The organism is Streptomyces enissocaesilis (assembly GCF_039533765.1).
Lineage (GTDB): Bacteria > Actinomycetota > Actinomycetes > Streptomycetales > Streptomycetaceae > Streptomyces > Streptomyces enissocaesilis.
In genome coordinates this window covers 98,371-109,370 of record NZ_BAAAUD010000051.1, presented here as the reverse complement: position 1 = coordinate 109,370, position 11,000 = coordinate 98,371, and the positions used below count along the sequence as shown (strand labels likewise).

Genomic DNA, 11,000 nt, shown 5'->3' with positions numbered 1-11,000 from the left:
TCCAGCCCGTCCGTCATCCGACATCCAGGGACCGGGGGACCGGGGTACGGAACGGAGCCCCGCAGGGCGGACCGCGCCCACCGCCCCTAGAACACCGGCACACCGTCCCGCGTCAGCTTCCAGCCCACCGAAGCGAACTCCGCCGGATCCAGCACCCCCTTCGCCTGCACCCACGTGATGATCGTGTTCCGGATCTCCTCCGAATTCACCCACACCTGCTTCGCGTCCGCGATGTGCGGAAACGCCCCGCCACCACTCGCCCGGTAGTTGTTGACCGCCAGCACGAACTCCGCCGCCGCATCCACCGGCTCACCCCCGAACGCGAGATTCACGATCCGCGAACCGGCCGGCTTCGCGATGTCGACCTCGTACGTCACACCCGACACCACGTCGTAGTTGTAGTCCGGCGTGTTCCCCGCGTTCGTCAGCTTCGACGTGTCCACCGCGGCCCCCGCCGGCGTCTGCACGTAGTACTTCGCCGAGAACTCCAGGTACTCCTTCAGCTGCGCGCCGGTCAGCACCCGCGCCTCCAGCGTGTTCTCGAACGGATACAGACCCGCCGCGTCCTTGATCGTCACCTCGCCCGCCGGAACCGCCGCCGTCCGCGAGAAGCACGACGCCTGCGACAGCACCGGCAGCCCCGCGTACGCCCCGCCCGCCAGCGCCGCCCGCACCGTCTCCACCTGCACGTGGTTGATCAGATCGATCAGCGGCTCGTCCTTCCACGCCGCCTGCGCCGTCGTCATCGCGGCCGTCGACGTACCGATGACCTGGTTCACGTACGCCACGACCTTCCGGTGCTCGTCACCGAGCAGCTTCACGATCTTCGGGTCCTCGGCGACCGTATTGGAGTTGAGGACCCTCGCCCCCACCCTCTCCACCGTCCAGCGGCCCTTCGCCCACACCAGACCGAAGTCGAACAGCGTCAGCCGCTGCCCCCACTTGAGCGGCTCCGACAGGACGACCTTCCGGCCCGACTCCTTGTTCTCCACGAAGTACTCGGGAATCTCCGTGTGCGCGTGCCCGACGAGGATCGCGTCGATGCCGGGGACCTGCTCGGCCACCAGACCCGCCGCGTTCTCGACGTACGGCAGCTGGTCACCGTACGACGACGTGCCGCTGGAGCCCGAGTGCGCCGACACGACGACCACGTCCGCACCCATGGAACGCAGCTTCGGCACCCACTTCGCCGCCTGCTCCTCCAGACCCGGGAACGTCATCTTCCCCTGCACGTTCTGCTTGTCCCAGATCGCGATGCCCGGGTTCGTCAGACCGAGCACCGCCACCCGCACATCACGGCCGTGCGGCGTACGCAGCCTCTTCATGAAGTACGGGGGGAAGGCCGGGCGCAGCGTCTTCGCGTCCAGGGCGTTCGCACCGAGGAGCGGGAAGTCGCACTGCTCCTCGAACTTCCGCAGCACCGGTATGCCGTAGTTGAACTCGTGGTTCCCGAGAGCGGCCGCGTCGTAGCCGATGGCGTTCATCGACTGCGCCATCGGGTGCACGGGGCCGTGGGCCGCCGTGATCGGGTCGACCTTGGCGTAGTAGTACGACAGCTGTGTTCCCTGGATGGTGTCGCCCGCGTCGATGAGCAGCGTGTTGCCGCGGCCCTTCTCCTCACGGATCCGGTTCACCAGGGTGGAGATCTTCGCCAGGCCCACATCGTTGTGGGCCTTGTCGTCGAACTCCTTGTCCGTGAAGTAGTCCCAGTTGAAGACATTGCCGTGCAGGTCCGTCGTGCCCATCACGGTGAAGGAGTACCGCTTCGGCGCCCGCCCCTTCCCGCGCGCTCCGGCGGCGGTGGCGGGGGCGGCGACGGCCCCGCCGGCCACGGCAACACCGGCTCCTGCGGCGGCCGAGCGGCCCAGGAACGTCCTACGGTTCAGCGGCATCTTGTCGTCTCCTCGTTCCGTTGCGCTGTGTGACGCGCGTAGATTCTGGCCCAGCCCGTCACACCGGCAACACCCCTTTCACATTTCGATCTGATGACCGCCCGTTGTCACCCCCGGGTGCGACAGTGGAAAAGTGACCGACGAACCGAGCCCCCCGACCCCGCACACCCCACACCCCCCGTACGGCACCCCCGAAGCGCCCCGCCTCGCCGTCCAGGGCGAAGCCCGCCTCGAATTCGACCCCGAAATCGCCCGCATCGGCATCACCGTCAACGCCCGCGGCACGGACCGCCGCACCGCACTCGAAGACCTCACCCGCCGCAACAGCCTCGCCCTCGACCTCGTCAAGACCTACGGCGACGCCGTCGAAGAGCTCGAAACCGGCGCCTTCTCCATCAGCCCCGAACTCGCCCGACGCGGCCGCGGCGAACGCGTCCGCGCCTACCACGGAAGCGTCCGCATCACCGCCGCCCTCACCGACTTCACCGCGCTCGGCGAACTCACCACCCGCCTCGCCGACCTCGAACTCACCCGGGTCGACGGCCCCTGGTGGGCCATGCGCCCCGACTCACCCGCATACGCCGAAGTGCGCCGCCACGCCGTACGCGAAGCCGTCAAACGCGCCCGCGAATACGCCCAGGCCCTCGACGCCGGCCTCACCGCCCTCGTCGAACTGGCCGACCCCGGCGCCGAAACCCCCCACCCCGCACCACCCGCCTTCGCCGGCCGGATGCGCTCCGCCGTACTCGAAAGGGCGGAAGACGCCCCTGCCCCCGCCCTCGACCTCGAACCCCAACGCCAGACCCTCCACGCCCTCGTGCACGCCCGCTTCATCATGACCCCGCCCCAGCTCTGAGACTCCGGAACACCCCCTCTCCACCTGCTCATCGGAGCACCCCCCTGCACATTCAACACTTGTCAACAACCTTTCATGCAAAGGTTGTTGAGCAGTCACGAGCGTCTAATTGTCTACTGACTGGTAAGCCCTAGGCTCGGACCATGCGCCGAGCCAAAATCGTTTGCACCCTGGGGCCCGCCACCGACACGTACGACCAGATCAAGGCACTGGTCGAAGCCGGAATGGACGTAGCCCGCTTCAACCTCAGCCACGGCACCTACGCCGAACACGAAGAGCGCTACCAGCGCGTACGCAAAGCCTCCGACGAAACCGGCCGCAGCGTCGGCGTACTCGCCGACCTTCAAGGCCCGAAGATCCGCCTCGGACGCTTCCGCGAAGGCCCCGTACTCCTTGAACGAGGCGACGAGTTCACCATCACCGTCGAACCCATGGAAGGCGACCGCCACACCTGCGGCACCACCTACCAGGGCCTCGCCACCGACGTCAGCACGGGCGAACGCATCCTCGTCGACGACGGAAAAGTCACCCTCGAAGTCACCGGCGTCGACGGACCCCGCGTCCGCACCCTCGTCATCGAAGGAGGCATGGTCTCCGACCACAAGGGCCTCAACCTCCCCGGCGTCGCCGTCTCCGTACCCGCGCTCTCCGAGAAAGACATCGAAGACCTCCGCTGGGCCCTGCGCACCGGAGCCGACATCGTCGCCCTCTCCTTCGTACGCAGCGGACGCGACATCGAAGACGTCCACCGCATCATGAAGGAAGAAGGCCGCCGCCTCCCCGTCATCGCCAAAATCGAAAAGCCCCAGGCCGTCGAGAACATCGACGACATCGTCGCCGCCTTCGACGGCATCATGGTCGCCCGCGGCGACCTCGGCGTCGAAATGCCACTCGAACAAGTCCCGATCGTCCAGAAGCGCGCCATCAAACTCGCCAAGCGCAACGCCAAGCCGGTCATCGTCGCCACCCAGATGCTCGACTCGATGATCGAGAACTCCCGCCCCACCCGCGCCGAAGCCTCCGACGTCGCCAACGCCGTCATCGACGGCACCGACGCCGTCATGCTCTCCGGCGAGACCAGCGTCGGCAAATACCCCATCGAGACGGTCAGGACCATGGGCCGCATCGTCGAAGCCGCGGAGGAGGACATCCTCGCCAAGGGGCTCCCGCCGCTCACCGAACGCAACAAACCCCGCACCCAGGGCGGAGCCGTCGCCCGCGCCGCCGCCGACATCGGCGACTTCCTCGGCGCGAAGTTCCTCGTCGCCTTCACCCAGTCCGGCGACACCGTCAAGCGGCTCTCCCGCTACCGCTCACCCATCCCGCTGCTCGCCTTCACCCCCGACCCGGCGACCCGCTCCCAGCTCAACCTCACCTGGGGCGTCGAGACCTTCCTCGGCCCCCACGTCGACTCCACCGACGCCATGGTCGCCCAGGTCGACGAGCACCTCCTGCGCATCGGCCGCTGCAAGAAGGGCGAGGTCGTGATCATCACCGCCGGCTCCCCGCCCGGTGTCGCGGGCTCCACCAACCTCGTCCGCGTCCACCACATCGGCGAGAACGACGCCCCACCGAGCTGACCGCCGCAAAGGGCCCCTCCGGGGAGGGGCCCTTCCCCGTGGTGCGGATGTCGCCGGATCTCAGTGCTTCGGTCCGACGTGCGCGTCCATGAGGGCTACGGAGGCGCGCTTGGCGACCGAGATGTTCTGGGCGGCACGGCTCTGGTGTGACGGCTTCCACCCGACGTCGAGTGCGTCGAGGGTGTCGGTGAAGAGGCGCAGGATGTCGGCGGATGTGTTGGTGAAGAAGTACTGCGGGTATTCATAGCGCTTTTGCTCGCCGCCGATGAGGCGGGTGGTCCAGTTGGTGATCCGGCACCCGTCCGAGTGGATGAGCCCCCGGACGAATTCCCATGGACGGTCGCCCACAGCGGCCTGCTGCCAGGCTTCGAGCACGATCGCCCGCTCGTGCTTCTTGCCCGGCCCGCGCTGGGGGAAGAGGCATGGCCAATGGCGGCCGTAACTGGTGACCATCACGCAGCCCTCCCGCCGGAGGACGTAGACGGAGTCCTCGGGACGGACGGCTGTGATGGCGTTCCGGCACAGATCGATCAGGCCCGGCCAGGCATCGGCGCACGCGATGCGCAGGTAGTGGCCGCCGCGGCGGTGCGGGCTGATGCAGCCGTCACCGAGGTAGAGGCCCAGGAGGTACGCGTACGCGGCGGTGTCGGCCGGAACTTCCGGTACGGGCAGGCACCGAAGGCACGGTGCGGCTTGTCCGGACATGCGCGGCAGCGGTTCGACACGGGCCTGCCATTCACGGATCGCGGACCGGGAGATGCCGGTCCGCCTGCTCGCGGAGCTGAGGCTGTGGCCTTGCGCGACGAGTGCCAGGGCGTTCTTGCGCGTGTCGAGGTCGTACATGCGACCGAGCCTGACCGGGTCTTGTCGGCTCAAGGTCGGAGCAGCGCCGCGTTCACGCGTTTACGTGAAATCCGACGGTTCTTCTGCGGCCTTCGAATCTAAGGAAAAGTGCCCCGAGTCGGACTCGAACCGACACTGGATGGGTTTTGAATCCATTGTCTCTGACCAATTGGACTACCGGGGCTCAGGGAATCGAAGATTGATCTCGACCCGCTGCGCGTCCACCATACCGCAGCTAGGTAGGCTCTTGGAGAGCTGTACCTGCCGTGGAACGAGGAGTCCCGTGACCACCCCCGAGTCGCCCCAGCCCGTCGCCGACGACGACGACAAGTCGCACGTCCCGCCGCTGACGACCCGCGTCGTCATCGCCGAGGACGAAGCCCTCATCCGCCTCGATCTCAAGGAGATGCTCGAGGAGGAGGGCTACGCGGTCGTGGGCGAGGCCGGTGACGGGCAGCAGGCCATCGAGCTCGCCCGCGAGCACCGGCCCGACCTCGTGATCCTCGACGTGAAGATGCCCGTCCTGGACGGGATCTCCGCCGCCGAGAAGATCACCGAGGAGTCCATCGCTCCCGTCCTCATGCTGACCGCGTTCTCCCAGCGCGATCTGGTGGAGCGGGCGCGGGACGCCGGGGCGATGGCGTACCTGGTGAAGCCGTTCAGCAAGAGTGACGTCGTACCGGCCATCGAGATGGCGGTGTCGCGGTTCACGGAGCTGAGGGCGCTGGAGGACGAGGTCGCGGACCTCACGCAGCGGCTGGAGACGCGGAAGCTGGTGGACCGGGCGAAGTCGGTGCTGCAGACGCAGTACGGGCTGACGGAGCCGGCCGCGTTCCGGTGGATTCAGAAGACGTCCATGGACCGCCGTCTGTCCATGCAGCAGGTGGCCGAGGCGGTCATCCAGGATGCCGAGGAGAAGAAGGCCGCCAAGGAGCAGTCCTCGTAGTTCCGCATTCCGCGGCGCCCGTGCGTCGGGGCCCGTACCGCCCGGTGGGCGGTACGGGCCCTTTTCGTTTGGGTGCGGACCGGGGGTGAGCAGGCCGTTCTCGTCGTGTCCGGCCTTCGGAGCGGTCCGGATCCAAGACGCCCTGATCTTGTACCGCATGAGCGACATGTCCGCTCACGGGTAAGGAGTGTTCTCTTTCCGGCACATGACCGAGGTCACAGGGCGATCACACATCCGTTCGTCACCTATGCGGGTGACGTGAAGGCTGAGTAGATTCCCCGCACATCACGCGGTGTTGTGCCGACGCGTGCACACGGGGGGTCAACTCCCCTTGTTTTACAAGATCGCTGTGGCTGCCCCAGGGGGTTCGTAGTGCTGAATAAAACTATCGTCAAGGTGGCTATTCCGGTGGTCATCGGCGCGTTGGCGCTGACTGGTTGTGCTGGGGACTCCGAGGCCGGTGACGGCGGCTCGTACAAGATCGCTTTCCAGGGTCCGCTCTCCGGTGACAACACCGCGCTGGGTGAGAACGAGGACAAGGGTGTCCGGCTGGCCATCGAGCAGGCGAACGCCAAGGGCGATCTGCCGTTCAAGCTGGAGTACCTGCCGGTCGACGACCAGGGTCTGCCGGAGAAGGCGACCGCCGCCGCTCAGAAGGCCATCGACGACCCGGACGTGATGGCGGTCGTGGGTCCGGCGTTCTCGGGTCCGACGAACTCGGCCGCTCCGCTCTTCGGTGACGCCGGGCTGACCGCGCTGTCGGCGTCGGCCACCAACCCGACCCTGACCGAACAGGGCTTCAAGACCTTCCTGCGCGGTGTGCCGAACGACAGCGCCCAGGGCGCCGGCATGGCGACGTACTACGCCAAGAAGCTGAAGGCGAAGACGGTCTACCTGCTCGACGACAAGTCGGACTACGGCGTGGGTCTGGCCGCCGTGGCCGAGAAGGAACTGAAGGCCGCGGGCGTCAAGGTCATCAAGAAGTCCGTTCCGGCGAAGACCCCGGACTACAGCGCGGCGGCCAAGGAGGTCGTCAACTCCAAGGCGGACGCGCTGATTTACGCGGGTTACTACCAGGACGGCGCGCCGTTCGCGAAGAAGCTGGACGAGGCCGGCTACAAGGGCGCGGCGATCTCCGGTGACGGCACGAAGGACGAGAAGTTCATCGAGCTCGCGGGCAAGGCCACCGAGGGCTGGTACCTGACGTGCCCGTGCACCGACGCCAACGTCGAGTCGGCGACCAAGGAATTCGCCACGGAGTACAAGAAGAAGTTCAAGGTGAACCCGGGTACGTACTCGGCCGAGGCGTACGACCTGGCGAACATGATCATCCAGGAGATGAAGAAGCTGGGCGACAAGGTCGACCGGGAGAGCCTGCACCAGGCGCTGCAGAAGGCCACGTACAAGGGTCTGACCAAGGAGTTCTCCTTCGACGACAAGGGTGAACTGAAGATCCAGAGCGTGTACCTGTACCAGGTCAAGGACGGCAAGATCGAGTACCAGGGCGCCGTCGAGGAGCTGGCCGGAAGCTGATCCGGCACGGGGCCGCGTCCTTCCCGGTGGGGGGACGCGGCCCGTTGTCACCCACCGCACCTGTCTGCTCAGCACGGCCGGTTCCGGTGCCGATCGCACCGGTCGGCCGGTCTGGTACAGCTCCCACAAGGAAGTCAGCTCGATGTCCCTCAATGAGTTCTGGGACTATTTGGTCCTAGGGGTGGTGCTCGGCTCGATCTACGCCGTCATCGCCATCGGTTACACCCTGGTCTACGGCGTGCTCCAGCTGATCAACTTCGCGCACAGCGAGGTTTTCATGCTCGGTGCGTACGGCGGCCTGATATCCCTCACGATCATCGCGCCGGGTGACAGCCCCTCGGCGCTCGCCTCGGTCGGTTATGTGGCGCTCGGCCTCGCGGCGGGCGGGCTCTTCGGAGCCGTCACCGCGTACGGCCTGGAGAAGGTGGCGTACCGGCCGCTGCGTCGGCGCGGCGCGCCGCGGCTGATCTTCCTGATCACCGCGATCGGCGCCTCGTTCTTCCTCTACAACCTGGCGGGCAAGCTCTTCGGGCGCGACCCGCTGCCGATGCCCGACGCGTACGAGAACAAGAAGGTCTTCACGCTCTTCGGGGCGGACCTGAACGTCACGCAGCTGCTGCTGCTCGGGGCGGCCGTGGTCATGATGATCGGTCTCGACCTGATGGTGAACCGCACCAAGCTCGGTTCCGGCATCCGTGCGGTGTCGCAGGACGCCGAGGTGGCCGGTCTGATGGGTGTGGACATCGACAAGGTGATCTCGCGGACGTTCGTCATCGGCGGTGTGCTCGGTGGTGCGGCGGGTTATCTGTACGGCACGTTCACGCAGGTCAAGTTCGACATGGGCTTCATCCCGGGCATCACGGCGTTCGCAGCGGCGGTGGTCGGCGGTATCGGCAACATCCGTGGGGCGATGCTCGGCGGGATGATGCTGGGCGTCGTGGAGACGCTGACGGTGCCGGTGTTCGGCGGCGAGTGGCGGCACGTGGGCGCGTTCGTCGTACTGATCGGTGTGCTGATGTTCCGGCCGACCGGCATCCTCGGTGAGCGAGTGGGGAGGACGGCATGAGCGCTGATGTGTCGGTGAAGGATCCGGCGGCCAGGGCGGCGCGGCTGCGCCGTGTGGCGTGGTACCAGCAGCCGCGGGTGAAGCGGCTCGGCGCGATGCTGGCGCTGGGTGTGGTGCTCACGATGATGGTGGGCGAGCAGGGCAACACGCGTGACATCTTCTACTCGCTGGAGACCAGCTTCACGGGTGTGAACCTGTGGGTGTGCGTGGGTCTGGCGGTGGCGATCTGGGCGGTGCGCGAGTTCGCGGGCGCGTCCGTGTCGAAGGCGGCGGGTTCCGCGGTGGCGGCCGGCCGTGCGCTGCCGGTGGACCGGGTGCGGACGCTGCTGCGTACGCAGCCGAAGCTGAAGTGGGCGCTGGTGGTGGCGGGGCTGCTGCTGGCGCTGTTCGCCCCGTACAACCTGACGGGTTACTGGCAGACGGTGCTGGTGGACCAGGTGGCGACGTACGCGCTGCTGGCCATCGGGCTGAACGTGGTGATCGGCTGGGCGGGTCTGCTGGACCTGGGGTTCGTGGCGTTCTTCGCGGTGGGTGCGTACAGCGCGGCGTTCTGGACCGGTGCGCTGCCGGTGGATCCGCCGGTGGTGCTGAACAACTTCCTGGTGATCCCGGTCGCGGTGCTCACCTGTCTGATCGCGGGTGTGCTGCTGGGTGCGCCGACGCTGCGGCTGCGCGGTGACTATCTGGCGATCGTGACGCTGGGCTTCCACGAGATCGTGTACATCGTGGCGAAGAACGCGGACGGTTTCACGGGCGGTTCGGCCGGTGCGCGGCAGATTCCGAAGTTCTCGGCGTTCGGGTACGAGTGGGGTCTGGAGCGGATGCCGTACTGGTATCTGCTGGTGACGGTCATCGTCGTTCTGATCATCGTCTTCGTGCGTCTCGAGCACTCGCGGGTGGGCCGGGCGTGGACGGCGATCCGTGAGGACGAGGTGGCGGCCGCCGCCAACGGTGTGGACACGGTGCGGTTCAAGCTGATGGCGTTCGCGATCGGTGCGTCGACGTCGGGCATCGCGGGTGTGGTGTACGCGAGCAAGGTGGGTTACTTCAACCCGGAGAACTTCGTCATCCTGAACTCGATCCTGGTTCTGGCGTACGTGATCTTCGGTGGCATGGGGTCGATCCCGGGTGTGCTGATCGGCGCGGCGATCCTGGTGTGGCTGCCGGAGGTGCTGCGTGACTACGTGGATCCGTCGGACCGGTACATGTACCTGGGTGCGCTGCTGGTGGTCATGATGATCTACCGGCCGCAGGGTGTGTGGCCGTCCAGGCGTCGTCAGCGGGAGCTGAAGATGGCGGAAGAGGGCTTGGGCGACGCGGATGCGATGTCCGAGCCGGTGGGAGGCAAGGTCTGATGTCCACCGATGTGACACATGGTGCGGGTGGTTCCGGGGCGGCTGCGGCCGCCGAGGAGGATCTCGTCCTCCGGACGTCGGACGTGACGTTGCGGTTCGGCGGGCTGACCGTGCTCGACAAGGTCGAGATGCAGATGCGGCGGGGCGAGATCCTCGCGGTGATCGGTCCGAACGGTGCGGGCAAGACGTCGTTCTTCAACTCGCTGACGGGGGCGTACACCCCGCAGGAGGGTCGGATCGCCTTCCTGCCGAAGGACGGCGGGGAGAGGTCCCTGCTGGGCAGCAAGCCGCATCTGGTCAACCGGTACGGTCTGGCGCGCACGTTCCAGAACATCCGGCTGTTCGGTGCGCTGACGGCTCTGGAGAACGTGAAGATCGCGGCGGAGACGCGGCTGAAGGCCGGTCCGGTGTCGATCATGCTGGGGCTGCCGAGCGCGCGGAAGGCGGAGCGGGAGAGCGACGAGCGCTCGATCCGGCTGCTGAAGTTCGTGGGGCTGCAGGACAAGCTCAACGAGGTGGCGGGGTCGCTGTGTTACGGCGATCAGCGCAGCCTGGAGATCGCACGGGCGCTGGCCACGGAGCCGCAGGTGCTGCTCCTGGACGAGCCGGCGGCGGGTACCAACCCGACGGAGAAGCTGGAGCTCGAGCGGCTGATCCGGCGCATCAACACCGAAATGGGTGTCAGTGTGCTGCTGATCGAGCACGACATGCGGCTGGTGATGTCGGTGGCGGACCGGGTGATGGTCCTGAACTTCGGCAAGAAGATCGCCGAGGGGACGCCGAGCGAGGTGCAGCAGCATCCGGCGGTGGTGGAGGCGTACCTGGGTACGTCGGCCGCCGACGCGGACGCGGTGCGGAACATCATTGCCGAGCAGCGTTCGGCGCCGGACGAGGAGAGCACTCAGTGAGCACGACGACCGAGCTGCAGA

Annotated in this window: 9 protein-coding genes and 1 tRNA gene; 7 read left to right on the top strand and 3 right to left on the bottom strand. The window is 67.1% G+C overall.

What is annotated here, in order from left to right:
- Positions 1–86: 86 nt before the first annotated feature.
- Positions 87–1,892, bottom strand: a complete 1,806-nt coding sequence (locus ABD374_RS26310) for a bifunctional metallophosphatase/5'-nucleotidase (protein ID WP_344498116.1) — start codon at positions 1,890–1,892, stop codon at positions 87–89.
- 133 nt (positions 1,893–2,025) lie between these two features.
- Here ABD374_RS26310 and ABD374_RS26305 point away from each other — a divergent pair, with 133 nt between their 5' ends.
- Positions 2,026–2,748 carry an SIMPL domain-containing protein gene (locus tag ABD374_RS26305; protein ID WP_344498114.1) on the top strand — a complete coding sequence of 241 codons (723 nt, stop codon included), beginning with the start codon at positions 2,026–2,028 and terminating at the stop codon, positions 2,746–2,748.
- A 143-nt stretch (positions 2,749–2,891) separates the two neighbouring features.
- On the top strand, positions 2,892–4,328 hold the full coding sequence (gene pyk / locus ABD374_RS26300; protein WP_344498113.1) for a pyruvate kinase: 1,437 nt from the start codon (positions 2,892–2,894) through the stop codon (positions 4,326–4,328).
- Positions 4,329–4,388: 60 nt separating this feature from the next.
- On the opposite strand, the gene ABD374_RS26295 is transcribed toward pyk, so the two are convergent.
- Together ABD374_RS26295 and ABD374_RS26290 are read right to left on the bottom strand one after the other, a co-directional pair.
- Positions 4,389–5,171 carry a helix-turn-helix domain-containing protein gene (locus ABD374_RS26295; protein ID WP_344498111.1) on the bottom strand — a complete coding sequence of 261 codons (783 nt, stop codon included), beginning with the start codon at positions 5,169–5,171 and terminating at the stop codon, positions 4,389–4,391.
- Between the two features lie 109 nt (positions 5,172–5,280).
- Positions 5,281–5,355 (bottom strand) — tRNA-Leu (locus ABD374_RS26290).
- 99 nt (positions 5,356–5,454) lie between these two features.
- On the opposite strand from ABD374_RS26290, the gene ABD374_RS26285 reads away from it, so the two are divergent.
- The 5 genes from ABD374_RS26285 to ABD374_RS26265 all read left to right on the top strand — a co-directional run bounded on the left by ABD374_RS26285 (position 5,455) and on the right by ABD374_RS26265 (position 10,979).
- The gene (locus ABD374_RS26285; protein ID WP_344498109.1) at positions 5,455–6,117 is read left to right on the top strand and encodes an ANTAR domain-containing response regulator; all 663 of its coding nucleotides are present in this window, start codon (positions 5,455–5,457) and stop codon (positions 6,115–6,117) included.
- Between the two features lie 372 nt (positions 6,118–6,489).
- On the top strand, positions 6,490–7,650 hold the full coding sequence (locus ABD374_RS26280; protein ID WP_344498107.1) for a branched-chain amino acid ABC transporter substrate-binding protein: 1,161 nt from the start codon (positions 6,490–6,492) through the stop codon (positions 7,648–7,650).
- A gap of 142 nt (positions 7,651–7,792) precedes the next feature.
- On the top strand, positions 7,793–8,716 hold the full coding sequence (locus ABD374_RS26275) for a branched-chain amino acid ABC transporter permease (RefSeq protein WP_344498105.1): 924 nt from the start codon (positions 7,793–7,795) through the stop codon (positions 8,714–8,716).
- Positions 8,713–10,071, top strand: a complete 1,359-nt coding sequence (locus ABD374_RS26270; RefSeq protein WP_344498103.1) for a branched-chain amino acid ABC transporter permease — start codon at positions 8,713–8,715, stop codon at positions 10,069–10,071. The genes ABD374_RS26275 and ABD374_RS26270 overlap by 4 nt, the downstream gene beginning before the upstream one ends.
- Complete coding sequence (locus ABD374_RS26265) at positions 10,071–10,979, top strand: ABC transporter ATP-binding protein (protein ID WP_344498101.1); 909 nt, start codon at positions 10,071–10,073, stop codon at positions 10,977–10,979. The genes ABD374_RS26270 and ABD374_RS26265 overlap by 1 nt, the downstream gene beginning before the upstream one ends.
- The last annotated feature ends 21 nt before the right edge of the window (positions 10,980–11,000 follow it).